Annotated in this window: 26 protein-coding genes; 15 read left to right on the top strand and 11 right to left on the bottom strand. The window is 66.4% G+C overall.

Going from position 1 to position 25920, the window contains the following annotated elements; genetic code table 11:
* Positions 1-68: 68 nt before the first annotated feature.
* The 4 genes from Q6D67_RS13095 to Q6D67_RS13080 all read right to left on the bottom strand — a co-directional run bounded on the left by Q6D67_RS13095 (position 69) and on the right by Q6D67_RS13080 (position 3410).
* Complete coding sequence (locus tag Q6D67_RS13095) at positions 69-857, bottom strand: ParA family protein (protein WP_304706090.1); 789 nt, start codon at positions 855-857, stop codon at positions 69-71.
* Positions 858-962: 105 nt separating this feature from the next.
* Complete coding sequence (locus Q6D67_RS13090; RefSeq protein ID WP_304706088.1) at positions 963-2105, bottom strand: iron-containing alcohol dehydrogenase; 1143 nt, start codon at positions 2103-2105, stop codon at positions 963-965.
* A 26-nt stretch (positions 2106-2131) separates the two neighbouring features.
* Complete coding sequence (locus tag Q6D67_RS13085; protein WP_304706086.1) at positions 2132-2764, bottom strand: FKBP-type peptidyl-prolyl cis-trans isomerase; 633 nt, start codon at positions 2762-2764, stop codon at positions 2132-2134.
* A gap of 70 nt (positions 2765-2834) precedes the next feature.
* On the bottom strand, positions 2835-3410 hold the full coding sequence (locus tag Q6D67_RS13080) for an NUDIX hydrolase (protein WP_304706084.1): 576 nt from the start codon (positions 3408-3410) through the stop codon (positions 2835-2837).
* Positions 3411-3532: 122 nt separating this feature from the next.
* Between Q6D67_RS13080 and Q6D67_RS13075 the strand changes: the two genes are divergently transcribed.
* Positions 3533-4816: a CinA family nicotinamide mononucleotide deamidase-related protein gene (locus tag Q6D67_RS13075; protein WP_304706082.1), complete on the top strand. Its 1284-nt coding sequence runs from the start codon at positions 3533-3535 to the stop codon at positions 4814-4816.
* Here the strand turns inward: Q6D67_RS13075 and Q6D67_RS13070 are convergent, their stop codons facing one another.
* From Q6D67_RS13070 to Q6D67_RS13060, 3 genes are read right to left on the bottom strand one after another with little or no spacing between them, the layout of a single operon-like run.
* Positions 4817-5272, bottom strand: coding sequence for a lipocalin-like domain-containing protein (locus Q6D67_RS13070; protein ID WP_304706080.1), 456 nt, complete (start codon positions 5270-5272; stop codon positions 4817-4819).
* A gap of 34 nt (positions 5273-5306) precedes the next feature.
* On the bottom strand, positions 5307-5945 hold the full coding sequence (gene pdxH / locus Q6D67_RS13065; protein WP_304706078.1) for a pyridoxamine 5'-phosphate oxidase: 639 nt from the start codon (positions 5943-5945) through the stop codon (positions 5307-5309).
* Positions 5946-5972: 27 nt separating this feature from the next.
* Positions 5973-6278, bottom strand: coding sequence for a hypothetical protein (locus tag Q6D67_RS13060; protein WP_304706076.1), 306 nt, complete (start codon positions 6276-6278; stop codon positions 5973-5975).
* Between the two features lie 87 nt (positions 6279-6365).
* Between Q6D67_RS13060 and ggt the strand changes: the two genes are divergently transcribed.
* Positions 6366-8108, top strand: coding sequence for a gamma-glutamyltransferase (ggt, locus tag Q6D67_RS13055; protein ID WP_304706074.1), 1743 nt, complete (start codon positions 6366-6368; stop codon positions 8106-8108).
* Positions 8109-8160: 52 nt separating this feature from the next.
* Here the strand turns inward: ggt and Q6D67_RS13050 are convergent, their stop codons facing one another.
* A complete protein-coding gene (locus Q6D67_RS13050; RefSeq protein WP_304706072.1) occupies positions 8161-8970 on the bottom strand; it encodes a thioesterase family protein in 810 nt (269 codons plus the stop codon).
* A 155-nt stretch (positions 8971-9125) separates the two neighbouring features.
* Here Q6D67_RS13050 and Q6D67_RS13045 point away from each other — a divergent pair, with 155 nt between their 5' ends.
* The 13 genes from Q6D67_RS13045 to Q6D67_RS12985 are packed head-to-tail and all read left to right on the top strand — an operon-like array spanning position 9126 to position 23339.
* Positions 9126-10292 (top strand): hypothetical protein, encoded by a 1167-nt coding sequence (locus tag Q6D67_RS13045; RefSeq protein WP_304706071.1) that lies wholly within the window; start codon positions 9126-9128, stop codon positions 10290-10292.
* Entirely contained in the window at positions 10276-11355 is a 1080-nt protein-coding gene (locus tag Q6D67_RS13040; RefSeq protein ID WP_304706069.1) for a hypothetical protein, read from the top strand. Before Q6D67_RS13045 ends, Q6D67_RS13040 begins: the two co-directional genes overlap by 17 nt.
* Entirely contained in the window at positions 11352-12548 is a 1197-nt protein-coding gene (locus Q6D67_RS13035) for a hypothetical protein (RefSeq protein ID WP_304706067.1), read from the top strand. The genes Q6D67_RS13040 and Q6D67_RS13035 overlap by 4 nt, the downstream gene beginning before the upstream one ends.
* Before the next feature lie 35 nt (positions 12549-12583).
* Positions 12584-14116: a hypothetical protein gene (locus Q6D67_RS13030; RefSeq protein ID WP_304706065.1), complete on the top strand. Its 1533-nt coding sequence runs from the start codon at positions 12584-12586 to the stop codon at positions 14114-14116.
* Positions 14117-16186, top strand: a complete 2070-nt coding sequence (locus Q6D67_RS13025; protein ID WP_304706064.1) for a PEGA domain-containing protein — start codon at positions 14117-14119, stop codon at positions 16184-16186.
* 6 nt (positions 16187-16192) lie between these two features.
* Complete coding sequence (locus Q6D67_RS13020; protein WP_304706062.1) at positions 16193-16411, top strand: hypothetical protein; 219 nt, start codon at positions 16193-16195, stop codon at positions 16409-16411.
* 9 nt (positions 16412-16420) lie between these two features.
* Positions 16421-17218, top strand: coding sequence for a MotA/TolQ/ExbB proton channel family protein (locus Q6D67_RS13015; RefSeq protein ID WP_304706060.1), 798 nt, complete (start codon positions 16421-16423; stop codon positions 17216-17218).
* Position 17219: 1 nt separating this feature from the next.
* Positions 17220-18491 carry a hypothetical protein gene (locus Q6D67_RS13010; RefSeq protein WP_304706058.1) on the top strand — a complete coding sequence of 424 codons (1272 nt, stop codon included), beginning with the start codon at positions 17220-17222 and terminating at the stop codon, positions 18489-18491.
* 12 nt (positions 18492-18503) lie between these two features.
* Positions 18504-19592 (top strand): VWA domain-containing protein, encoded by a 1089-nt coding sequence (locus Q6D67_RS13005; RefSeq protein WP_304706056.1) that lies wholly within the window; start codon positions 18504-18506, stop codon positions 19590-19592.
* A gap of 10 nt (positions 19593-19602) precedes the next feature.
* Complete coding sequence (locus Q6D67_RS13000; RefSeq protein WP_304706054.1) at positions 19603-20598, top strand: vWA domain-containing protein; 996 nt, start codon at positions 19603-19605, stop codon at positions 20596-20598.
* Positions 20570-21238 carry a hypothetical protein gene (locus tag Q6D67_RS12995; protein WP_304706053.1) on the top strand — a complete coding sequence of 223 codons (669 nt, stop codon included), beginning with the start codon at positions 20570-20572 and terminating at the stop codon, positions 21236-21238. Before Q6D67_RS13000 ends, Q6D67_RS12995 begins: the two co-directional genes overlap by 29 nt.
* Positions 21235-21897 (top strand): hypothetical protein, encoded by a 663-nt coding sequence (locus tag Q6D67_RS12990; protein WP_304706052.1) that lies wholly within the window; start codon positions 21235-21237, stop codon positions 21895-21897. The genes Q6D67_RS12995 and Q6D67_RS12990 overlap by 4 nt, the downstream gene beginning before the upstream one ends.
* Positions 21898-21905: 8 nt before the next feature.
* Positions 21906-23339: a M48 family metalloprotease gene (locus Q6D67_RS12985; RefSeq protein WP_304706051.1), complete on the top strand. Its 1434-nt coding sequence runs from the start codon at positions 21906-21908 to the stop codon at positions 23337-23339.
* 345 nt (positions 23340-23684) lie between these two features.
* On the opposite strand, the gene Q6D67_RS12980 is transcribed toward Q6D67_RS12985, so the two are convergent.
* The 3 genes from Q6D67_RS12980 to Q6D67_RS12970 are packed head-to-tail and all read right to left on the bottom strand — an operon-like array spanning position 23685 to position 25901.
* On the bottom strand, positions 23685-24335 hold the full coding sequence (locus tag Q6D67_RS12980) for an MBL fold metallo-hydrolase (protein ID WP_304706049.1): 651 nt from the start codon (positions 24333-24335) through the stop codon (positions 23685-23687).
* A 3-nt stretch (positions 24336-24338) separates the two neighbouring features.
* Entirely contained in the window at positions 24339-25625 is a 1287-nt protein-coding gene (locus tag Q6D67_RS12975; RefSeq protein WP_304706047.1) for a dicarboxylate/amino acid:cation symporter, read from the bottom strand.
* Between the two features lie 9 nt (positions 25626-25634).
* Positions 25635-25901 carry a hypothetical protein gene (locus Q6D67_RS12970; RefSeq protein ID WP_304706045.1) on the bottom strand — a complete coding sequence of 89 codons (267 nt, stop codon included), beginning with the start codon at positions 25899-25901 and terminating at the stop codon, positions 25635-25637.
* Positions 25902-25920: the final 19 nt, after the last annotated feature.

The raw sequence follows: 25920 nt of genomic DNA, 5'->3' as shown, positions 1-25920 counted from the left end.
ACGCGCCCCGAGCCAGGCGCCCCCAGCTACGCGCCCCGAGCTAGGCGCCCCCAGCTACGCGCCCCCAGCTAGGTGCGGCCGCTCTCAAGCTCCTCATAAAGGTCGAGGAACTGCAGAGTGAGCTTGTGGCTGGGCGCCATGTCCACCAGCGGCCGGTGCTCCCGGTGTGACTCCTTCATCTTTATCGAGGTATTGAGGAAGGTGCGACACACCGGGTAGCCCTCCTCCTCCAGCTCCGCCACCAGCTCTCCCGGCAGCCGCGCCTGGGTGTTGAACTGGTTGATGACAATCCCCTCGACCTCGAGATCGGGGTTGTGGTCTTCCTGCAGCTCGGCAATGTTTTCCATCAGCGAGTACAGGCTCTGGCGGGCAAAGCTGTCACAGTCGAAGGGCACCAGGACGGCATCGGCGGCAATCAGGGCCGATTTGGAGTAGAAATTGAAGTTCGGCGGGGTATCGATGTAGACCCGGTCGTACTCATCGTCCAGCTTCTCCAGCGCATCGCGCAGCTTGTAGATCTTGTAGCGCGACTCCAGCTCCTTTTCCAGCTGGGTCAATACCGGGCTGGAGGGCAGCAGAAACAGGTTTTCCCAGGGTGTCTCCCAGACAAAGGAGTCCGGGTTTTTGCGCATCTTGCGCGAGCCCACCGTCTGCTTGAACAGCCCGGCCACGCCCTGGGCCTCCGCCGGGAAGGCATCGGCGTCGATCTCGCCGACCAGGTAGTGGGTGCTGTTGCCCTGCACGTCCAGATCGACAACCAGCGTGCGCAGACCGCGGGCAGCACTGATGGCGGCCAGGTTGCAGGTAATGCTGGTTTTGCCAACCCCGCCTTTCTGGTTGAAAACAACGCGTTTCATGCAGGAGTCTCCCGGAGTGATTGCTGGAACGGGTCGCGCAGTGTAGCCAAAGCGGGCTGGCTTGGGTAGCTGGCAGGTTAATAGACCGGGGCCCGGTGAATGGTGTCAGCCCGCCCAGACCCGGCGGTACAGCGCCTCGATGTCCGCCGCCTCCGCAAGCCGCGGATTGTTGCCCGGGGACCCGGATGCCAGCGCCTGGGCCGCCATCGTGCCGAGGGCACCGAACCAGTCTTGCTCGGCTATGCCCCACGCCCTGGGGTTGGGCACCTGCAAGTCAGCCGTCAGCTGCCGCAAGCCGGCCACCAGCTTCTCCAGCGCCAGCGCCTCGCTGTCGTCCTCAGCCGCCAGGCCCATGGCGCGGGCGCAGCGGGCATAGCGCTCCGGGGCGTGGCCCACCGACCACGCGGTAACTTCGGCCAGCAGCATGGCGTTGCTGAGCCCGTGGGGGACATGGAACAGGGCGCCGACCGGCCGGCTCATGCCGTGGATCAGGGTGACCGAGGCATTGGCGAAGGCGATCCCGCCCTGGGTGGCGGCCAGCATCATCGCCTCCCGCGCGGTGCGGTTGTCCGGCTCGGCACAGGCGCTGCGAATATGCTCACTGATGCCCTGCATGGCGGCGAGGGCAATGCTGTCGGTGAACGGGTTGGCCTTGCGGCTGACATAGGCTTCGATGGCGTGACAGAGACTGTCCAGCCCGGTATCCGCAGTCAGCCGGTGTGGCATGCTCAGGGTCAGCTCGAAATCCACCAGCGCGGCGAGGGGAACCAGTCCCAGCCCCATACAGAGCATTTTTTCCTGGTTCGCGGTATCGGTGATGACCGCGGCGCGGGTTACTTCGGCGCCGGTGCCGGCGGTGGTCGGAATGGCGATGACGGGGAGACCGCTGGCCACGCTGGCGGGCACCTTGTAGTCGCGCATCTCGCCGCCGTGCAGCGCCAGCACCGCCACACCCTTGGCGGTATCCAGGGAGCTGCCGCCGCCCAGCGCCACCAGGCAGTCGTAGTCACCCGCCCGCAGCACCTGCAGGCAGGCGGCGATACTGTCGGTGGTGGGGTCGGGGACGCAGTCGCCGAAAACCCCGCAGGGGATACCGGCCGCCAGCAGCGGTGCCAGCAGACGCTCGCTGAACCCTTGCTGCACCAAAAAGGGGTCGGTGACCAGCAGGGGCCGCGTCAACGCCAGCTCCCGCAGTGTTGCCACCAGGGTCTGACTGGCGCCGGCGCCGATGCGAAGGATCTTCGGCAACTGTATGGTCGCGGCCGACACCCGCCTCAATCCCGGATTTCGATCAGGTGGATGTCGAATACCAGTGGCGTATTGGGCGGAATGCTGTCTCCGGCGCCCTGCTCGCCGTAGGCCAGGGCCGGCGGGCAGGCTATGCGCCACTTGGCGCCGGTACCCATCAGCTGCAGGGCCTCGGTCCAGGCCGGTATAACCTGGTGGACACCGAACTGGGCGGGCTCGCCGCGCTGCACCGAGCTGTCAAAGACGGTGCCATCGACGAAAGTACCGTGATAGTGGGTCACCACAGTACTGTGCGGGCCCGGGCTGGCGCCGCTGCCAGCTTCCAGCACTTCATATTGCAGGCCGCTGGCGGTGGTGGTCACCTCGGAACGGGCGGCATTGGTGGTCAGAAACTGCTCTGCCAGCTGCTGGCGCCGGGCGGCGACAGCGTCGGCCGCGGCCTGCTGCTTGGCCTTGATCGCCTCGTAGCTGGGGTTCAACTCGCCGTCGGCCAGCAGGGACTGCTGCTGTTCATACCAGTGCTGCATGCCCGCCATGACCGCCTGCAGGTCGAGCCCTTCGAATCGGTTGCGCAGCAGCTGGTCGCCGAACTGCAGGCCGAAGCCGTAGCTGACCTTCTGCTCATCGGTGACCAGTTCCACCTCGGGAAGTAACGCCATGAATACCGTCCATTTGCGGGTTGGGAGGAGCCTCGCAGGGTAGCATAGTTGCCCGTGGCATGCCCCGGACTCAGGACTGCTGGCGGACCTTGTGGCGCTGGTACTGGGCCTTCGTCATCTCCGTGTGCCAGATGGCAAAAGTGCCGGATTCGAGATCGTCATAGGCCTGGATGATGGCATCGTTCACCTCCGGGTAGGCGACCTCGTCCCAGGGGCATTCCTCGCGGGAAAAGTAGCGACAGGCCAGTGATTCGCGGCCGGCGCAGGTCTCCTCGGTGGGGACCCGGGCGCGAAAGGCGACGTAGATCTGGTTGATGAAGGTGATCGTGCCCATCATGTAGAACTCAAGCTCGGTAGCCGGCAGCACCACTCCGGCCTCCTCCCGCAGCTCCCGGGCGGCGCCCTCCGCCAGGGTTTCGCCCAGCTCCATGAAGCCGCCCGGGATCGCCCAGGCGCCCACCTTCGGCGGCAAGGCCCGCTGTACCCACAACAGACGCTTGCCGCAGGCAACAAACGTGGTCAGCACGATCATGGGGTGGTCGCGGTGTATGTGCCCACAGGCCGTGCAGCGCCAGTGATTGCGCAGCTCGCCACCGACCCGGTTGCGCGCCAGGATGGCGCCACATTGCGGACAGTAACGGGTCATCGGCTAGTTGCTCTCACCTGCACGGGACGCCTGTTGCTCAATGGAGGTGGCAAAAATAGCACTTTGCCCCGGGAAAAGCATTGGCACTACACTGGACCTCCCTTCTCTGCAGGAACACAAGCGTGCAAAGCGAACCACAGGTGCAGCTGCTGCTGACCGGCAATGAAATCATGAGCGGCGATACCGTCGACTCCAACTCCGCCATGATCGCGCTGCGCCTCGCGGAGATTGGCCTCGGGGTCTACCGCAAGGTCACTGTGGGCGACGACAGCAACCTGCTGTGCGCGGAGTTGCTGGCCATGGTCGCGCAGGCGGATACCGTCATCATCAACGGCGGCCTCGGCCCCACGGTGGACGATCTGACCGCAGAGGTGCTGGCGGCCGCGGCCGGCGTGGAGCTGGCTGAACACCCCGCAGCCCTGGCCCATCTGCAGGACTGGTGCGCGCGCCGCAACCTGCCGCTGAATGCCGCCAACCGCAAACAGGCCTGGCTGCCGGCGGGCGCCCGGGTAATCCCCAATCCGGTGGGCAGCGCAGTGGGCTTCGAACTCACTATTGGCCACTGCCGCGTCCTCTGTACCCCGGGCGTACCCGGGGAGCTGCGGCGCATGCTGGACAATATCATCGACGACCTGGGGCGAGCCCTGGCGCGGCCCGCCCAGCGCCATATCCTGCGCCTGCAGACCTTTGGCCTGGGGGAGTCCACGGCGCAGCAGATGATCGCCGATGCCCTGCCGGACTGGCCCGCCGCGGTGGAGCTGGGTTTCCGCGCCGGCGCGCCGCAGATGGAGATCAAGCTGGCGGTGAGCGACGCGGCCAACCTGCCGCTGCGGGCCCAGTGTGAACAGCAGTTGCGGGCGCTGTTTGGCGATCACATCATCGGTGAGGGGGACACCCAGCTCGCCGCCCGGGTGCTGGAACTCCTGCAGGACCAGGGCGAGACCCTCACCACGGCCGAGTCCTGCACCGGCGGCCTCATCGCCAGCATGCTGACCCGTATTCCGGGATCCTCCGCGGGCTTTCACGCCGGCTTTGTCACCTATGCCGACGAGATCAAGACCGCGGTGCTGGGGGTGCGCCCGGAAACCCTGGCAGCGCACGGCGCGGTCAGCGAAGCAGTGGTCAGGGAAATGGCTCTGGGCGCCCTGCAGCGTTCCCGGGCGAACTATGCCATTGCCGTGTCCGGGATCGCCGGGCCCGATGGCGGCAGTGCCGACAAGCCGGTGGGCACGGTGTGGCTGGCCTGGGGCAGCGCTGACCAATTGCAGACCAGCTGCCTGCAGTGGCCGGTGGAGCGCAGCCTGTTCCAGACCATGGTGGCCGCCACCGGGCTGGACATGATCCGCCGGCGCCTGCTGGGCATCGCCAGTGAACCGCGCTATGTCAGCCAGCGCCGGGCCCGCTGATCAAGTCGCGGCGTGGCTGGTCTGCGGCGCCCGGTGCCAGACCAGGGTGTGGTACCGGATTACACCGCGCACCTCATCCTTGCCGCTCAACACCAGGGTCTGGCCATCCAGCTCGGCGTGCCGCAGCTGCTCGGTGCCGGGGAAATTGGGATTCAGGCTCTGGGTCACATAGTGCACCACATCACCGTCGATCACGCGGTAGCGGCCGGCGTAGTGGAAATAGCTGCTATAGGCGGTAGCCTTGACCGCGTCCGGCAGCTTGCGGGGACTTTCGTCCTCCGGTAATCGGGCCCGGTCATGCCGGCAAATGGATGCGCTCATCCAGCCATCTTCGCTGTAGAGCAGCAGGCCGCGCGGGTCCTCGCCAAAGGGGTTGCCGATCTCATCGCGGTCGGAGAAACCAATCGACCAGGACTCAAGCTGCCAGGTTCCCACCAATTGCTGTTGTTCAATCATTTCGTTGCCCTGCTCCTGTGTCTGATTTACCGGTTTACGGCTGCAGGCGCTCAATACGCCAGCCGCCAGTGTCTTCGCGATAGTAGCGAAAGCGGTCGTGCAGCCGATGGGCGCCACCCTGCCAGAACTCCATGCGCTCGGGCAGCACACGGTAGCCGCCCCAGAAATCCGGGACCGGCACGTCGCCGCGGGCAAATTTCTCCTTCAGGGAGTTCATCTGCGCCTCCAGCAGGGAGCGGGCAGAAATCGGCCGACTCTGCTTGGAGGCCCACGCCGCGAGCTGACTCTCCCGCGGCCGGCTGAGAAAATAGCGTGCGGACTCCGCCGTCGACATGCGCTCGGCGCGACCGGCCACAATCACCTGCCGCTCCAGCATGTTCCAGGGGAACAGCAGCGACACCATGGGGTTGTGGGCGATGGCCCGGGCCTTGGCGCTGCTGAAATTGGTGTAAAACACGAAGCCGCGGGTGGAGACACCCTTGAGCAGGACGATTCGCTGCCAGGGGCAGCCGGTCTCATCGACGGTAGCCAGAACCATGGCCGTCGGATCGGCGATGTCACTGCTCACGGCCTGCTGCAGCCAGCATTCAAACTGTTCGATCGGGCAGTCCGCGAGCATCTCCCGCTCCAGCCCGCCGACCAGGTATTCGCGCCTGAATTCCTCGTATTTCACAACCGGTTCCCCTTGCTGACGCCGGCATTATAGATCATCCCGGGTACTCGGAAAGACAGGCGCCCTGCGGGCCATGGCAGGGATCTGCGGAAAGGGAAAAAACGCCAGCCAGTCCTCGCCCAGATCGTCCTCCAGTGAGCGGCCAAATGCTTCCCGGTAGCGCCCCTCCAGCAGTGCCCGCAACTCCGCCGCGCTGGCAATTTCCAGCAGCACCGCCGCTTCCATGAGTCCCTCCAGCCGCAGCCGGTGTCCCGGAGGAGCATCCAGTCCGGCGGCCAGCTGGGACAACAGGGCCACCAGCCGCTGGTCAATGGTCTCTATCAGTCTGTGCATGCTACCCCCTGGCTCGCCAGAGACAGAGTATGCGTTGCCGGCCAAACCAGTTAAAGTCGCCCTTTTGCCAAAAGGGATCCTGCCATCGTGAAACTGCCGCGTCTCCTCAGCGCCGTACTCGCCGTCTGCCTGATATTTGCCCCCGGTGCCAACGCCCGGACAGCCCCCGCCGTCGAGGCCCCCATCATCGATTTCGGCAGCCGGTTCCTGCCGGTAGTGGCGCGTCAGGGCATGGTGGTAGGACCGGAGCGACTGGCGGCGGAAATCGGCCTCGGGATCCTCGAACAGGGTGGCAACGCGGTGGATGCGGCCGTCGCCACGGGGTTTGCCCTCGCTGTCAGCTACCCGCGCGCGGGCAATCTGGCCGGCGGCGGCTTCATGCTGGTGCACCTGGCCGAGGGCAACAGGCAGACCCTGATCGACTATCGGGAAACCGCCCCCGCGAGTGCCGGTCGCGACCTGTTCCTCAACGAGGCCGGCGAGGTCGATCGCGAGCGCACCTACTTCAGCCACCAGGCGGCCGGTGTCCCGGGTACAGTGGCCGGCCTGGTACTGGCTCAGGCGCGCTACGGCACCCTGCCGCTAAAGCAGGTGATGGCTCCCGCCATCGCCCTCGCCGAGGACGGCCTGCAGGTGTCCTTTGCCCTCAACCTGGAGATCAACTCCCGGGCCGAGCGACTGGCGCTGAATCCGGAAGCGCGCAAGCTGTTCCTGACACCCGAGGGTGAAGCCCCTGAGGTGGGCGCCACCTGGCGCCAGCCGGAACTTGCCTGGACACTCCGCCAGATCGCCGAGCAGGGCCACAAGGGGTTTTACCAGGGCGAGGTCGCCGCACGCCTGGTGGCGGAAATGGAGGCTGGCAACGGCCTGATCACGGCGGCGGACCTCGCGGGCTACCAGGCCCTGGAGCGGGAACCGGTGCGGGGCAGTTTTCAGGGCGCGGAGATTGTCTCCACGCCACCGCCCTCCTCCGGCGGCGTGCACATTATCCAGATGCTGAACATGCTCGAGGGGTTTGACCTGGCGGCGATGGGCCACAACAGCGCCGCCTATATCCATCATCTGGCGGAGGCGATGAAACTGGCCTACGCCGATCGCAGCAAGTATCTGGCGGACTCCGATTTCGAGCCGGTCCCGGTGGCGAAGCTGATTGGCAAGGACTACGCCGCCCGCCAGAGAAACCTGATCGATCCCGCCCGCGCCACGCCCGCGACTGAGATTGCGCCCGGCAGGGTGCTGGTGGACGAGAGCCACGACACCACCCATTACACCGTCGCCGACCGCTTTGGCAACGTGGTGAGCAATACCTACACTCTCAATTTCAGTTTCGGCTCCCACATCGCGGTGCCCGGGACCGGAATGTTGTTGAACAATGAAATGGCGGATTTTGCCGCCAATCCCGGCCAACCCAATGCCTACGGCCTGGTGGAAAGCGATGCCAACAGGATAGAGGGCGGCAAGCGGCCGCTGTCATCCATGAGCCCCACCATGGTGTTCCGGGACGGCAAGCCCTGGCTGGCAACCGGCAGTCCGGGGGGCAGCCTGATCATCACCGCGGTGCTGCAGACCGTGCTCAATGCCACCGTCTTCGACATGAACATCGCCACCGCGGCGGCTGAGGCCAGGGTGCACCACCAGTGGCAGCCGGACAAGCTGGTGGTCGAACAGGGCATCAGCCCGGACACCCTGCAGCTGCTGCAGGCCATGGGGCACAACGTGGATGTGGCACCGCGCACCCTGGGTCGCACCCAGTCGATCATGCTGGAGCGTGGCTATCTGCTGGGCGCCACCGATACCCGCAGGCTCGGGGGCCACGTCGCGGCCTACTAGTACCCTGCCTCATGGCTATCGACAAGCGACAAATTGTCAGGTGCCTCGAGCCCTAGGGCCGCGGCAACCGGACCTTCGCCGTCTGTCGGCTTATCGCCACCAGCCGGCCCTCGCTGTCCCAGTACTCGCCGTCCTCCTCGATCACGCCCTGTGTCAGGTGCCGCGAAAACAACCGCGCCTGCAGGGGCCCCGGCGCCGGGTGCGCCCGCACCTGCACCGTGAGTTCCACGGTGGGAACCCAGTTCACCAGACCCACTACGTCAAATACCGGTGGCGGGAAGGCATCGGCGAACATAAGCAGGGAAATCACATCTGGCTCGGCACCATCGGCATGCCGCACCCAGCCCCGGAACTCGCCGCGACCGCTGGGGGCTCCACCGTGGAAGACCTCGGTGCCACCCACGAGGCGAACGTCCACCCGCTGGCGAAACTCCAGCTTGCTGTCGCCACTGGGCGCACATTCGTCCCAGCCGGGATAGACGGGACGGGCGGTCGCGGACCAGGTCGGGCCCTGCTGCTGTTCCAGATCCGTGTAAGCCGCGGTTACCTGCACCTTCAGCTCCCCCTCCTGGTACAGCCCGGCCACGGCGTGGGTGGTGTTGCGCCCCGCCCGCAGCAGCTCGACCCGGCACTCAACTGGCCCCAGGACGGTGGGCGCCAGATAGAACGCGTTGACCGTGAGCGGGTCCCTGTGCGGCAGCGCCTCCCTCAGGGCGCGGCCCGCAACTGCCAGGACATAGCCGCCGTTGGGAACCGCGCCGATCCGCCAGCCCGCATGCAGTTCACCCATCCACAGGTGCTCGGCCTGGCGCCGAACGGCGGTTTCGGCGGCGAACTGGCTGGTCTGGTCAGGCCGGATCATGACAACTCCACTATGCACAATGCGTGAATAAAAAAGCACCGGAACCGGTGCCGGAGCGTATTTTGTGTGGGACTCCGGGAAATGTATATACTTGGGGTAAAACTCGTCGCCGCATATCGGTACTCGCTAGCGCGATCGCGAGGGTGACATCCGCCATGAAAGCACTGCGATTACAAGCCCTGCTGCTCACCGGCTCGCTGCTGGCAGTGCCGCTGTTTGCGGACCAGCAACAGCAGGATGCCATCGCCCTGCTGGAGAGTGAGCACGGCGCCTACAGTGCGGTGCTGCCAGAGCGCCTGCTGAGCCTCGGGTTGTCGCTGCAGCAGGAGGGCCGCCACGGGGAGGCCGCCGCGGTGTTCAAGCGGGGCACCCACCTGGCGCGGGTCACCACCGGACTCTACAGCACCGAACAACTGCCTCTGCTGGAATCGGAAATCAGGAGCCTGCTGGCCCTGGGGGACTACCGCGCCGTAGACGAGCGCCAACGCTACCTGTTCCGGGTGCAAGAGCGTGCCCTGCAGGATCCGGGGCAACGTGCAGGCGCGCTGTTGCAACAGGCGGATTGGCAGCGCCAGGCCTACCTGCTCAGGCTGGATGAGGACCCCGCACAGCGCCTGCTGCAGATGTGGGAACTCAACCGCCTGGCTTTGAACGATATCCTTGAGGAGGAGGGAGATACCTCCATCACGCTGCTGCAGCCTCTCTACGGCATGCTGCAGGCACAGTACCTGATTTCCGACCTGCAGTGGCAGGATGGCCCCGGTTTCAGCAGCAGTCACGGCTTCAGCGAGCAGCCCTCCCGGCCTCGCCCCGGCAGTTACCGCAAGGACAACTACAAGAAGGGGATGGCGGTGCTCAAGGCCATTCACGATCTGGAGCGCATGCACAGCGGACGCGATCCCTCCGCTCCCGCCCGGGCCCTGACCATGCTCGGCGACTGGATGCTGTGGCACGGGGAGCGGGAAGCCGCGGTGGCGGTCTACCGCGAAGCGATCGGGGAACTTGCCGGCCATGCCGATGCCCAACCGGTAGCAGCCGAGCTGTTCGCGGATCCGGTAGCGCTGCCAGCCGTTGCCGGGCTGGATGAGCAAGGGCCGCTGTCAACTGCTGGCGGGGGCGATATACTGCTGGAGTTCGCAGTTAGCGCCGATGGCAAGGTCGAGCAGTTGCATCGGGTAGACGACACTGGAGAGGCCAACGGATTCGCCAACCGGCTAATGCGCAAATTGCGCAACACGCCTTTCCGGCCCCGCTTTGACCTGGAGACCGGCGAGCCGGTAGACACCGAGAATCTGATAGTGGCCTATGACAGCAAATCTTGACAGCAACAAACTTCACGCTGGCTTGCGTGGCGCAGCTGTAGCCGGCCTGTGCCTGCTGCTGGCCGGGTGCCCCAGCGCCAGCAACCCCACCCAGCCCCAATCCCAGCCCCCCGCACCGTCAGCACCGGGAGCGAGTGCGCCCCCGCCCGCTTCTTCCGGCAGCACCAGCGGCAGCCAAGGCAGCCCTGGCAGCGAAGGCAGCTCCGCGCCGACGGCGGCCAGTGCACCCACCACTGGCGGCGCACCTGGCACCAGCGCTGGCAGTGAGCGGGCAGCGGGCGGCGGCCAACCAGCGGGCGGCAGCAGCGCAGGAGATATCGCCAGCCGCGGCGAGCAGGGCGGCAGTACCGATGGCGATGGCGCTGCCGGCGCTACCGCAGACGGCCAGGCCGGCGCCGACCCGGGATTTGGCGACAGCCCCGCCGGCGGTGCCGAGACCCTGCCCGACATGCGCGATACCCCGACCATGGACGACAGCGTACTGGCTGCCCTGGAGGCGGCCATGGGCGCCGCCGCCGGGGACGGCAACCAGGGCGACGGCAGCAGCGAGGGCAGCGGCACAAGCAGCGGCAGCGGCGATAGCAGTAGCCCTGCCACAGGCACTGTGCCCGGCACTGGCGGTGGCACGGGCACCGGCCCCCTGACCCCGGCCGAACAGGTCGCGATTCTCGACGCCCGGCTGGAATCCAGCAGTGGCGATTTCGACGGCATGATCCTGGAAGAGCAGGCCCGTCAGCGCAGCGCCCGACGCAGCAGCACCCGGCCGGACGCGCCCGAACCCGAGGCCGACGGCGGCGCGGGTGGCGGCCGGGAGGGCCCCTACGGCGAGGAAGTCGCCGCAGGGGGGGGCTATGGTGGCGGTGGCGCCGGCAGCGTCAACACCCCAGGCGGCGCCCCGCCGGCGAATCCCGCCAAGTACCCGCCGCCAGCCGATATTCCCAGCGGCAATGATGATGACGTGGTCGCCCGCCAGCTGCGGGAAGCCGCCATGCGCGAGCCCGATCCGGCGGTACGGGAAAAACTCTGGGATGAGTACCGCAAGTACAAGGGCATCAAGCCATGACGGCAGCGCTCCGGCTACTCACGGCGCTGCTGTTGGTATTACTGTTGCCAGCCTGTGTCAGCCAGACCATGAAAACTACCGCTGTGCCCCCGCTGGAACGCCCGGCGGAGGCGCTGCCCGAGGAACTGCTGCTCGACGTGGGCATTGTGGTATTCGACCCGGGCCTCGACGACTACGACGAGGACCAGCAGATTTATCCGGAAGTGCGCAAGGCCGAGGCGCGTTTCATGCCCCGCCTGCTGGCGGAGGCGATGCAGAACAGCGGTGCCTGGGGCGCTGTGCGGGTCATTCCCAGCGACCGCCAGGCGGTCGACCTGCTGGTACAGGGCACGATCCTCAAGTCCGATGGCGAGGAACTGGAACTGCACATCCGCGCCAAGGACACTCGCGGCCAGCAGTGGCTGGACAAGAACTACTCCGCCCACGCCAGCCGCTATGCCTACAACAGTGCCACCCGCAGCAGCTATGACGCCTTCCAGGCCATATACCACATGATTGCCAACGACCTGGTGCGGCACCAGCAGGGCCTGAAAACAGCGGAGCGGGAAGATATCCGGCTGGTCACCGAGCTGCTGTTTGCCCGCAGCTTTTCCCCGGAAGCCTTTGACGGCTATCTGCAAGAGAACCGCAAGGGCATCCTCGTGGTCAAGCGCCTGCCCGCGGCGGAAGACCCCATGCTGGAGCGCATCCGCAGTATCCGCGAGCGCGACCAGCTGTTCGTCGACACCCTGCAGGAACACTACAGCCATTTCACCGGCGAGATGCAGGCGCCCTACCAGGAATGGCGCAGGATGAGCTATGAGGAAGCAATAGCCCTGCAGGAACTCCAGGCCGAGAGCCGCCGCCGCCTGCTGGCGGGCGGCGCGGCGATCCTCGCCGGCATTTACGCCGCCGGCAGCAGCGATCGGTCCAGTCGGGCCGCGGGCAATGTGGCCATCATCGGCGGCGGCTACATGCTGAAGAGTGGCCTGGAGAAACGCGCGGAAGCCCAGATCCATGTCGCTGCACTGGAGGAGCTGGGCATGTCCCTGGAGGCCGAAATCACGCCCCAGGTCATCGAACTGGAAGACCGCACGGTGATGCTCAGCGGTAATGTCGAGGAACAGTACGCACAGTGGCGGGAACTGCTGGCCGATATCTATCAGGCCGAAGTTGGTATGCTGGAGCTTCCTGACGCCCCGACAACTCCCTGACTCCCGCTCCCCAGCGGCAAGGCCCCCAAGACTGCATGTCCAGCCCCAACGAGCCCGTCAAACCGACCCCCTTCACCGTCGCCGAACCGCAGGCTGCCCCCGCTGCGGAGAGCGCAGCGGCGCACAGCGGCAATCAGCGCTGGATAGTGCCGGCCCTGTTAATCCTGCTGGCTCTGGCCCTGGCGGTCATTTTCTGGCTGCCGGGGCGGTTGCAGACCCCAGTGGCCACGCCGGAAGCCGTGCCCGCCGCCAATCGCGGCAACCCCCCTGCCGAAACCACCCAGGCGCCGCGCGAGACCCCCGCGGAAGCGGCCGCCAGCCCCTGGTCCGACGCCCAGCAGGCGCGGCTGCGCAAAGAGGCGCAGGATGTGCTGGGCCAGTTGTTGCCGCTGCAATTCGAGCTCGAGGAGCGCGGCGCCGACAGCTGGGCCGCGGAAGCTCTCGCCAGCGCCATGGCGGCGGCCGGCCGCGGTGACGCCCATTACCAGGCGCGCGAATTCGTCCCCGCCAGGGAACAGTACGAGGACAGTCTCGCCCAACTACAGGCGCTGGAAGCCGCCATCCCGGAGATTCTCGAAGAAGCATTGCAGCGCGCGGCGGCGGCGTTGGAAGCCGGGGACAGGGAAACGCTGGCTGCAGCCCTGGCACAGGCAGCGCTGCTCGCGCCCGACAGTCCCGAGCTCGCCGCGCTGACAGCCCGGGGGGAGTCCATGGAGACCCGGCAGGCGCTGCTGGCAGCGGCGGCGGCGGCCGAGGCCAAGGGCGACCTGGCTGAGGCGGAGCAACAACTCCGGGACGCCGCGGAACTGGACCCGGAGAGCCGGCGAGCGCAACAGCAACTCGCCCGCGTAGCCGCCGCACACAGCCAGCAGCGGTTTCACCGCGCCATGAGCGAGGGCTATGCAGCACTGGACCAGGGCAGCTTTGCCGAGGCCCGCAGCGCCTTCCAGCGCGCCGGCAAGCTGCAGGCGGACAGTGCAGAGGTCAGCAGCGCGCTGGCGGAATTACAGGCCGCCGAAACCGCTGCCCGCCTGACCCGCCTGCGGCGCGAGGGCAGCAGCCTCGAGGACAGCGAAGCCTGGGAGGAGGCGGTAGCGCGCTACCGGCAAGCACTGAAGCTGGATGCCACCATCGTCTTCGCCCAGGAGGGTCTGGCCCGGGCGGAGCCCAGGGCGCGCCTGGATCGGCAGCTGCGGGAAGCGCTGGAAGCACCCGAGCGGTTGGCGGATCCAGCGGTGGCTGCAAGCCTGGAACGGGTCCTGCAGCAGGCCCGGGCACTGTCGCCCCGGGGCCCGGTATTGGCCGGGCAAGTGGCGGAGTTGGAGCAAAAGCTGGCGCAGGCCACGACGCCGCTGACAGTGACCCTGCGCTCGGACCAGCAAACCGAAGTGCTGGTGCAGCGGGTAGCCCGCCTGGGGCAGTTCGCGGAGCGCAGCCTGGAGCTGCGCCCCGGTACCTACACCGCGGTCGGCAGTCGCGATGGCTACCGCGATGTGCGCCAGACTTTTACCATTCATCACGGCGAAGCCCCGCCGCCAGTGTTCATTGCCTGCACGGAACCGATTTGAATGACAGCGCACGGAAGCCGCAGCGAAACCATCACCCCCAGCGCGTTCCAGCCCCTGGACGGCGCCGCCGCGCCGCCTCCGGGAGCCGGGCCCAACTGGCGCCGCTGGCTGGTCCCCGGTGCTGTGCTGCTGTTTGCCCTGGCCATGCTGTTCCTGTTCACAGCGCGTTCGGTGGAAATCAACGTCGAATCCACCACCAGTGCCGACATCAGCCTGGGCGGGCTGCACCTGCCCTTTGGCGGCCGCTACCTGCTGCGCCCGGGCGAGTACAGCCTGGGTATCACCGCCCCCGGCTATGAGCCTCTCGCCACCACCCTGACCGTGACCAGCGACGCCAGCCAGAGCTTCGCCTTCAGCCTGCAACCGCGGCCGGGGCGGATCAGCATACGCTCCCAGCCGCCCGGCGCTGCAGTCAGTCTGGGCGGTGAGCGCATCGGGGACACGCCCCTGGAGGCACTGGAACTTGCCGCGGGCGAATATCAACTGGAGCTGCGCCACCCCCGCTACCTGCCCCTGGCCACGACGCTCACGGTCACCGGCAGGGACCAGGCGGAAACGGTCGAACAGGTGCTGGAGCCGGCCTGGGCTGATGTCGGCATCAGCAGCGAACCCGCCGGTGCCGAGATCCTGGTCGATGGCGAGCCCGCCGGTATAACCCCGGCGACGCTGGAGTTGCTGCAGGGCGAGCGGCAGCTGCTGCTGCGCCTGCCCGGCTTTGCCAGTTGGCAGCAGCAGTTGGCCGTCACCGCCGGCGAGGACACGGTGCTGGCAACCGTGCAGATGCTGCCCGCCGCGGGCATTCTCGAACTCAGCAGCAGCCCCGGCGGCGCCAATGTGACCCTCGACGGCGAATTCCAGGGGCAGACGCCCCTCAGTCTGAGTCTTGAACCCGGCCGCGCCCAGCGCCTGATGCTGACCCGCCCCGGCTACCGACGACACAGTGAAACGGTTGAGCTGGCCGCAGGCGCCAGCGAGAGCAAGTCGATCAAGCTCGCCGCCCAGCTGGGCACCATTGATCTGCGGGTCAGCCCGCCGGAGGCGGAGGTCCGGGTCAACGGTCGCCTGCTGGGCCGCGGCAGCCAGTCCCTGTCCCTGCCGGCGGTGGAGCACCGGGTGGAGGTCAGCCTCGCCGGTTACCGCAGCAGCAGCCAGCGCCTGACTCCGCGCCCGAACCTGGCGCAGCGCATCGATGTGGCCCTGCAGACCGAGCAGGAGGCCAAGCTCAGCCGCCTGCAGCCCGAAGTCACCACTGCCCTGGGCCAGACCCTGCGCCTGTTCATCCCCGGGGAGTCCGGCCCCGCCGAGTTCACCATGGGCGCCTCCCGGCGCGAGCCCGGCCGGCGCGCCAACGAGGTGCTGCGGCCGGTGAACCTGCGGCGCATGTTTTACCTGCAGACCACCGAGGTCACCAACGCCCAGTTCCGCCAGTTTCTGGCCAGCCACAACTCCGGCCAGGTCCAGGGCAACAGCCTGAACCGGGAGCACCAGCCGGTTGCCCAGGTCAGCTGGCAGCAGGCCGCCCAGTTCTGCAACTGGCTCAGCCAACGCGAAGGGCTGGACCCCTTCTATACCCAGGCCCAGGGCATTGTTACCGGGTACAAAGCCGATTCCACGGGCTACCGCCTGCCCACGGAAGCGGAGTGGTCCTGGGCGGCTCGGGTGCAGGGTGAGCGCCAGCTGACCTTTCCCTGGGGCGACACGTTCCCCCCTACCACCGCGGTGGAGAACTACGCCGACAGCAGTTCCGGCTACGTCACCGGGCGCACCATCAGCGGCTACAACGACGGCCAGGTGGTCAGCGCCACGGTGGGCAGTTTCCCGGCCAATCACCACGGCCTGTTCGACCTGGGCGGCAATGTCGCCGAGTGGGTACACGACGTCTACCAGATACCCTCCGCCAACGCCGCCGCGGAGACCGACCCGACCGGGCCCCAGAACGGGGACAACTACGTCATCCGCGGCGCCAGCTGGGCCCTGGGGCGGCTGTCGGAACTGCGCCTGTCCTATCGCGATTATGGGCAAGCCGGGCGCGATGACGTAGGATTCCGGATCGCACGCTATGCGGAGTAAGTGCCCATGCTGAGCCCACACCACCGCCGGCGATTGCCGCTCACCCTGCTCGCAGCCCTGCTGCTGGCCCTGCCCCTGGCCGCCCAGGACGCCGAGCCGGAAGAGCCCGAACCCGAGGCGGAAGAAACCGCAGCGCCGGCAACGCCTGCAGGATCACCTTTCGAGTACGAGGCTTCGGAACAGATCTCCGAGGATCTCTCGGTCTCGTTTCCCGTGGATATATAGGAACCATTGATGAAAACGAAATTATCCCCGGAATTTACCTACCAGCTGTTTGCCCTGCTGATCGCCATCATTGTGGTGCATGCCCTGTACGTCGGTGTGATCCGGCCCAGCGCCGACACGCAGTTGCAGGAGCAGATGGCCCTGCAGGCATCGGGGGCGGATTTCGTGCCCAAGCGCACGATTGCGGTGGTGATCCGCGACTATGAGCAGGAGGCCTGCTTCATCCTGCTGTTCTGGGCCCTGGCCATCATGGCCTACAAGGCCCGCGGCGCCTTGCGGGAGCAGGCGCTGCTGGAACGGGCGCTGCTGGATATTCCCGAGGGCACTACCCTGCTGCCGGAGGATGCACGCGAGTACAGCCGCTCACTGGAGGCCCTGCCGGCGCAGGAGCAGGATTACCTGCTGCCGCGCACCCTGCTTACGGCGCTGCAGCGCTTTGCCACGACCGGCAGCATTCAGGCGGTGTCTGACACCATCAAGGAGCAGTGCGATGTGGAATCGGACCGGCTGGATTCCGAGTTGTCCATGGTGCGTTATATTGCCTGGGCGATTCCCTCCATCGGTTTTATCGGCACCGTCCGCGGTATCGGCGACGCCCTGGCCCAGGCCTACAAGGCGGTGGAGGGCGACATCTCGGGGGTCACCGTCAGCCTCGGCGTGGCCTTCAACAGCACCTTCGTGGCGCTGGTCCTGAGCATCATCATCATGTTCTGCCTGCACCAGCTGCAGCAGTCCCAGGAAAAGCTGGTGCTGGACTGCCAGCGCTACGCCGACAAGCGCCTGCTGCGGCATCTGGTGGCACACTGATATGGCCATTGCCTGCCTCGACATCAACGACAGCAACCTGCAGCTGTGGCATGGGGACAAGCGTCTGCAAAGCCCCGGTTATGCCCTGCTGGAGGGCGGCCAGTACCGCTTTGGCAGCGACGCCCGGGCCGCGGCCCGGCTGCGCCCGCGGGAAGTCTCCACCCGCTATTGGTGGCAGCTGAGCACCGACCCCCTGCAGCCGGCCCTGGGGCCGGCCCGCCACAGCGCCGACCTGGTACATGCTCATCTTCTGGAGCTGCACAGCGCGGCCGGCCATCCCGGGGAACTGTTGCTGGCCGCCCCCGGCAGCATGCGCAAGGAACAGCTGGCCCTGCTGCTGGGGATTATCCAGCAGTGTCCCTTCGACGCCGTAGGCCTGGTCAACCGCAGCGTCGCCCTGGCGAGCCTGCACGCCGCCGATGGCCCCCTGTTCCATCTGGAGATCCAGCTGCATCAGGCCCTGCTCAGCGAGCTGCGGGCAGAGAACGGAAACGTGACCTTCCAGCGGGCAACAGCCCTGCCCGGCAGCGGTCTGTTACAGCTACAGGAACGGGTGGTGGAAGCCGCGGCGACAGCCTTTATCCGCCAGACCCGATTTGACCCCCGGCGCCGGGCAGAAACCGAGCAACAGCTCTACGATGCCCTGCCGGCGGCACTGCAGCAGCTGCAGCAGAGCAACGAGACCAGCCTGACGGTGAACGGCTATCACGCCCGTATCGCCAGGGCCGACCTGGAAGCTGCCAGTGCCACTTTGGCCGGCAGTGTCAGCAGCAGCCTGGGTCAGGCTGGCGTCACCCTGCTGCTGGACCCACTGGCGGCACTGCTGCCCGGCCTGCGAGAGCGCCTGGCGGGGACAATCCTGCACGCAACCGACCTGCCGCGGGCACTGGCGGCCCACGAGGGCCTGCTGGTGCAGCGCGCCGAGGCGCTGGACTTCGTTACCAGCCTGCCGCAGCTCGGGGAGCGAGCCGCGGCAGCGCAAGCCCCCGCAGCGCCACCCCCCGCTGCCGCCGCGCCGGCGGAGGCTCCGCGGCCAACCCACCTGCTGCTGGGCAATCGGGCCCGCCCCCTGCAGGCTGATGGCACCTCCCTGGGCGGCGGCTGGTCACTGTTGCAGGGGTCCAACGAGCAATGGCAGCTACATGCGGCCAGCGGCGCCGGGGGCCTGGAACGCAACGGCCAGCCCGCCAGGGACAGCGAAGCCGTTGCCAGCGGCGACCGGCTGCGCCTGCCCGACGGCGCAGACGCCCTGTTGATTACCGTCAGCGCCTAGGCGGAGACAGCCATGGCCAGGCGCAAACGCCGCTTCACCACCTTCAACCTGAGCTTCCTGGACATCATGTCCTGCGGCTTCGGCGCGGTGGTGCTGGTGTTCCTGATCATCGACCACTCCATCGTGGTGCAGTCCCGGGAACTGAACCAGGACCTGCTCTCCGAGGTGAACCTGCTGGAGGAAGATATCACCGAGGGCAAGGCCGGGCTGGTGCGCCTGCGCAATGCCCTCGACGATGTCGACCTGCAGATCGTCGAGGCCCGGGGCCGGGCCAGCCGGGTAACGGAGCAGATCAGCGAGTACGAAGCGCAGATCAGTGCGCTGCGCCAGGATACCAGCGACAGCAGTGACCTGGACCAGCTGAAAGCCGACATCCAGGCCCTGGAAGAGGAGGTAAAGCGCCTGCGGGAATCCGCCGAGGACACCACCGGCCGCAGCGCCCGCGCGTTCACCGGGGACGGCAATCGCCAGTACCTGACCGGACTGAACCTGGGCGGGCGCCATATCGTGATTCTGTTCGATGCCTCCGCCAGCATGCTGGCGGACCGCGTGGTCAACATCATCCGCCTGCGCAACATGGGGCCGGACGTGCAGCGCCGCGCCGAGAAGTGGAGCCGGGCGCTGAACACGGTGGACTGGCTGACGGCGCAGCTGCCGGTCGGCGCCAAATACCAGGTCATCACCTTCAACACTGAAGCCAGGCCGGCCCTGGCGAACACCGCGGGCCAGTGGCTGGAGGTCGCCGACCAGCCCCAGCTGGAGTCCGTGAGCAGGGCCCTGCGCGAGCTGCTGCCCCAGGGCGGCACCAGCCTGGAGAATGCCTTTCTGGCCCTGAACCAGTTCAGCCCGGCACCGGACAACGTCTTTCTGATCACTGACGGCCTGCCCACCCAGGGCACCAGTCCACCCCGTGGCAACACGGTGAGCGGCAAGCAGCGCCTGGACCTGTACCAGCAGGCCGTGCGCCGGTTGCCGCGCAACGTCCCGATCAATGTCATACTGGCGCCGATGGAAGGAGACCCGATGGCCGCCTCCGCCTTCTGGCAATTGGCCCAGGCCAGCAGGGGCAGCTTCATGACGCCCTCGCGCGACTGGCCATAAGGAGCCGCCCATGCGCAAACGCCGCGGTACTGAAGAGTTCTCCCTGTCCTTCCTCGACGTGATCTGCTGCGGCTTCGGCGCGATCATCCTGCTATTGATGATAACCAAGACCGTGCAACCGCAGATCATCGAGGCTTCCACCGTCAACCTGCAGGGCAAGGTGGCGGACCTGCAGGCCCAGGTATTCGAGATCCGCGGCGAGACCCACATTCTCAACCGCGACCTCAACGCCCGCCAGGAACAGCTGTCCGGGTTCACCGAGCGCATCGCCATCCTGCAGGCGCAGCTCGCCGCAACCCGCTCCCGCCACGACAGCATACGGGTCAGCAGCAACACCAATGACATCGTCTCCGAGCAGCTGGCGCTGGCACGGCAGTCGCTCACCGAGGAACAGCAACGCCTGCAGGCGCGGCAACAGCAGGTGAAAAACAACTATATTGGTGGTATTCCGGTCGACAGCGAGTACATTATTTTTGTGATCGACACTTCCGGCTCAATGTTCTACTACGCTTGGGAGAGAGTCCTGCGGGAACTTGAGTCGGTCCTGAGTATCTATCCAGAGGTGAAGGGTATCCAGGTGATGAACGACATGGGTGATTACATGTTCAGTCGCTATCGGGGCCAGTGGATTCCGGACACCCCGGCGCGCCGCAGCGCAATCATCCAGAATCTGCGCAACTGGAACGTGTTCAGCAATTCCAGCCCGGTGGAGGGTATAACCCAGGCAATCCGGACCTTTTATGATGGCCAGAAGCGGATCAGTATCTACGTGTTCGGCGACGACTTTACCGGCGGCTCCATCAGCCAGGTGCTGAGCGTCGTTGATCGCCTGAACCGGGACCGGGGCGACCAGCGCCTGATACGCATCCACGCGGTCGGCTTTCCCGTACTTTATTCGCAGGCCCCAGGGCAGCAGAATACCGTGCACCGCTTCGCGGCCCTGATGAGAGAAATGACCTATCGCAATGGAGGCACCTTTGTCGGGCTCAATGACTACCGGCCCTGAGCGCTGGCTGGCCGCCACCCTGCTGGCCCTGCTGCTGACCGCCTGTGGCACCAAGCAGGTCGTGGTGCAGAGTGAATTCCCGCCGCCAGTGATGAACAAATTGCCGCTGACCATCGGCGTCTGGTACGCCGAGGACTTCGCCAATCACGAATTCTTCGACGAAGCCAGCGGTCGCGCAGAATCCAGCTGGCTGGTCAATACCGGCCAGGCCCAGGTTGAGCTCTGGGATACTTTGCTCAAGGGCATGTTCCGCGAGGTGGTCCACATGAATGGCAAGCCTGGGCCGGGGCAAATGAATCCGGTGGTGGATGCGGTTCTGCTGCCTGCAGTGGACGAGCTGCAGTACGCCATCCCCGCCCATACCAATGTCAAGGTTTACGAAATCTGGATGCGCTACCGGCTGCAGCTGGTCACCACCGGTGGCGCCCCCATCGCCGAGTGGACCATGCCCGCCTATGGCAAAACCCCGACCGCCTTCCTGCAGAGCGATGAGGCAGCGGTACGGCTCGCCGCCATCGTTGCCCTGCGGGATGCCGGGGCCCACTTTGCCAGCAGCTTTACCCGGGTACCGGACGTGGCGCAGTGGCTGGCGAGCCTGCCCCGCGCCGGGGACCCAGTCGCATCAGGAGTGCAGCCATGAATCCGAGACGGCTGATCATCGGCGCTTGCCTGCTGCCCTGGCTGGCGGGCTGCGTCAACTCCACCGTGGACCAGATGGTATTCAACACGCCGGGCGAGGGCATCGGCGACGCCTCGGTAGTGATCCTCGGGCGCCGTCACGCCAGCGACTATGAAACCGAGCCGGACTTTATCAGCTGTGTCGGCAGCCATATCTCGTCCCGGGACGAATCCATCAGCGTGATCGGCGAGCTGGAGTTCCTCAACGCACTGTACCCGTGGTTTGAGCCCCGCACCGCGCCCCTGCGGCCGGCCGACCTGGAGCGGCTGCTGGAACACAAGGACGTGGCAGACACATTTGCCACCCTGCAAACCCAGTATATGATCTGGATCGATGGCAGCACCGTGCGCAACGACTCTGCCGGCTCCATGACCTGCGGTATCGGCCCCGGGGGCGCCGGCTGCTTCGGCTTTGGCACCTGGTCCAATGACGCCAACTATGAAGCCACCATCTGGGATTTCAGCAATCGCGCCGAAGTGGGGCGCATCAGCACCACCGCCAGCGGCCAGTCCTACATGCCGGCGGTGGTGGTGCCGATCCCCATCATCGCGCCCGTGCAGGGAACCGCCTGCGACAGTATCGGCGACCAGCTGCTCGAATTCCTCTCCGAGCACTACTAGGAGCAATAATGCGCCACGCCCTTGTCCTGCCCTTTTTGTTTGCCTTGACCCTGGTGCTGCCGGGCCTGAGCGGCTGTGCCAGCAATCCAGCGACCGGCGGCGCCAGCGTAGTGGTCATGAGCCAGGGCAAGGAGGCGAGGATTGGCGAGGAGATGCATCAGGAGATCCTCAAGGAGGGCGCTCTCTACGATGATGCCGAGCTGCAGGCCTACGTGACCCGGGTCGGCCAGCGCCTGGCCGCCAGCGCCGACCGCCCGGATATCAATTTCACCTTCACCGTGGTCGACAGCCCCGACATCAATGCCTTTGCCACTCCGGGCGGCTACGTCTATATCAACCGCGGCCTGCTGGGCTACCTGGGCTCGGAGGCCGAGCTGGCGGGCGTGCTGGCGCACGAAATTGCCCACGTGACCGCCCGCCACGCTGCCCGCCAGCGCGCCGGCTCCCTCACTACCCAGGTCCTGGCGGTCACCGCCGGCGTGCTCACGGGAAGCCGCGACATCATGGATTCCGCCGGCATGTACGGCACCGAGCTGGTGCGCGGCTACGGCCGCGAGCACGAGCTGGAAGCCGACGGCCTCGGGGCCCGCTACATGCATCGGAGCGGCTATGAACCCGATGCCCTGCTGGCCGTGATCGGGGTCCTCAAGGATCAGGAACAATTCCAGCGGGTGCGCGCCAGCAGCGCGGGCAAACCCGCCGGCACCTACCACGGCCTCTACGCCACCCACCCGCGCAATGACCAGCGCCTGCAGACCGTAATCCGCGCCGCCAACGAACTGGACAGCGGCCAGGTGCTGGAGGATCCCGCCGTGCCCGGCGAGTTCCAGCGCCGTACCGACGGCCTGCCCTGGGGGCCCAGAGTCAAGCGCGAGGACGACCGCTACTACCACAGCAAGCTGGGCTTCAGCTTCGCCCACCCCCCCGGCTGGCAGGTCCAGAGCAGCAGCACTGCCATTGTCGCCAGCGCTGCCGACGGCAGTGCCAGCATGACCCTGACCCTGAAGCGGCCGGATCCCGCCCAGACTCCGCAACAGGCGCTGACAGCGGCGGCCGGCGGCAGTCTCAGCGACGGCGCGGCACTGGAGCAGGCGGGCCTGACAGGCTACACCGCCATCGCCCGCAGCGGCGATGCCGCGCGCCGCCTGGCAGTCATCAATCACAACTGGCAGTATCTGTTCGAGGGCAAGGCGGGGGACTTCAGCGCCGCGGACAGCGCACTGCTGGCGCTGATCGAGAGCTTCCGGCCGCTGCATCCCCAGGAGCGGCAGGCCGGCGACCAGCGCTATATCCGCTATATTCAGGTACCCCGCGGCGCCACCATGGCGAGCCTCGCCGCCAGCATCCAGATTCCCGAAGCCGAGGCCCGCCTGCGGCTCCTCAACGGTTTCTACCCCCGAGGCGAACCACGTACCGGTGACTGGATCAAGATCATCCAGTAACCCCGCCAGCCTCCCGGGGAGGTTCGTTGTAGACCGCCACCAGTTCGCTGTCGCCGTCCCAGGACACGCCGTGAATACATCCCTGTAGGCTCGGTGACGGCATCCATGCCGTCAACGGTCCCGGGACGGCGACAGCGAACCGGTGCCTTCGAGCGTAATTCCCAGAGTGGCGCGCCGTAATTTGGCGAAGCTGCTCCGCCAGACGGAAGCACGGAGGATTCCCGCGTGGCGCAGGGCTGACCGGGACCGTTGAGCGCATGGATGCGCGATACGAGCCTACATGGATGTATTTACGGCGAGTCCCGGTCGGCCCTGCGCCACGCGGGAGTCCGGACCCGCCAACGGTTACCCATACCGCGCATCCGCCACAAACGGATTGGTCCGCCGCTCCTGGCCGAAGGTGGACGTGGGCCCATGGCCCGGCACGAAGGTGATGTCGTCGCCCAGCGGGAACAAGCGCTCGCGGATGCTGTTGAGCAGCTGGGCGTGATCGCCGCGGGGGAAATCCGTACGCCCGATCGAGCCCTGGAACAGCACATCACCCACCCAGGCGACGCGCTGCTCCGCGTGCAGGAACACCACATGGCCGGGAGTATGGCCGGGGCAGTGGAATACCTGCAGGGTCTGCTCGCCGACGGTGACCGTGTCACCCTGCTCCAGCCAGCGGTCCGGCACGAAGGCATCGGCGTGGGGGAAACCGGCCATCTGGCACCACTCGGGCAGCTTCGCAATCCAGAAGTCGTCGGCTTTCTGCGGCCCCTCGATCTTCACCCCCAGGCGCTGGCGCAGCACATCGGCGGCGGCACAGTGATCCATGTGGCCATGGGTGAGGAGGATCTTTTCGATCACCACGTCCATCTTGCGGGCCGCTTCAAGGATCTGCTCCACGTCGCCGCCGGGATCGACCACGGCGCCGCGGCCAGTGGCGAGGCACTTGATGATGGAACAGTTCTGCTGGTAGGCCGTGACCGGCACAATGGTGACCTGAATGGACATGTTCTATTCCCGATTGGATTCCAGATCAGCCCGCGGGTCGTTGAATACGGCCTCGTCGAGCTGGTTTTCGCTTCTGCCGACAATCACGGCAACGGTGGCGTCACCGGTGACATTGACCATGGTGCGCACCATGTCCAGCAAGCGGTCGACGCCGATAATGAGAGCCACGCCCTCGACCGGCAGGCCCGCCTGCTCCAGCACCAGGGCCAGGGTGATCAGGCCGACCCCGGGGACACCCGCAGTACCGATGGAAGCCAGTGTGGCCGTCAGGATGACCGTGAGATACGCGACCATGGACAGCTCCACCCCGTAGACCTGGGCAATGAACACGGTGGCCACGCCCTGCATGATCGCGGTGCCGTCCATATTGATGGTGGCGCCCAGCGGCACGGTGAAGCCGGCAACCGAATTATGGACCCCCATGCGATGCTCGACCGTGCGCATGGTGACCGGCAGTGTCGCGCCGGAGGACGCTGTGCTGAAGGCGAAGGCCCAGACCGGGCGCATCTTGCTCAGCATCATGCGCGGTGACACCCCGGCCAGCACCTTCAGCAGCAGGCTGTAAATGACCAGGCCGTGAAAAATCAGCACGCCCATGACGGTGAAGAAGTACGCAGCCAGATCCATGATCGCGCTGATACCCATTTCCGCAAACAGCTTCGCCAGCAGGGCAAACACCCCGTAGGGCGCGACGTTCATCAGGATGAGAACCATCTTCATGATCACCGCTTCGGTGTCGCTGAAGAAACTCGCTATCCGGCGCCCGGCTTCGCCGGCGTGGGAGATGGAGTAGCCGAACAACAGGGCAAAAACGATGATCTGCAGCATGTTGCCTTCGGCCATCGCCTGGATCGGGTTGGAGGGCACCATACTCACCAGCACGTCCGCCAGCGGCGGGGCTTCGGCGACGACGAACTCAGCCTCCCCGGCCAACTCCACCCCGGAGCCGGGGCTGATCGCCACTGCCACCAGCAGGGCCACGGTGATCGCAATCGCGGTGGTGGCGAGGTAGAAGCAGATGGTCTTGAGCGCGATAGGGCCCATGCGGGCGCTATCGCCGAGCGCACTGGAGCCGCAGATCAGCGACACCAGCACCAGCGGCACTACCAGCAACTTGAGGGAGGCGATGAAGATGCGGCCGACGACATCAAAGAGCCCGTTGACCAGCCAGTCGTTGACCACCGCACGATAGCTGTCCGCCAGGCCGGCGCTGCTGAGCATGACGTTGAATAGCGACCCAAGCAGAATGCCCGCGACCATGGCAATGAGAATGCGATTGGTCAGACTCATGCTACGCACTCATTCATCGGCACAGGCTCCGGGCAGGTAGCCGGTAACGCTGTCGTCGGCGCAGGCGTTACAGGGCGAGGAATAGACGCTGACTGTTCCATCCGCAAGCTGGGCGCAGACCGGATTATATTCCATGGTGCAGACCTGGGGCCGGGGCGAGGAACACTGGACCAAAGGGTTTACCCCGGGTTCAGGCTCCGGCAGCGGCGCGGAGGGTTGGCTGGCGCCACAGCCGGCCAGCAGCAAAATCAGGATGACGGCCAGTGGTCGCCCCATCGCGCAGTTCTCCCCCAAA

The sequence above is a fragment of the Haliea sp. E1-2-M8 genome, assembly GCF_030649675.1.
Taxonomy (GTDB): Bacteria; Pseudomonadota; Gammaproteobacteria; order Pseudomonadales; family Halieaceae; genus Haliea.
The sequence above is the reverse complement of the archived record's forward strand: the minus strand, read 5'-3'. Positions and strand labels throughout refer to the sequence as shown.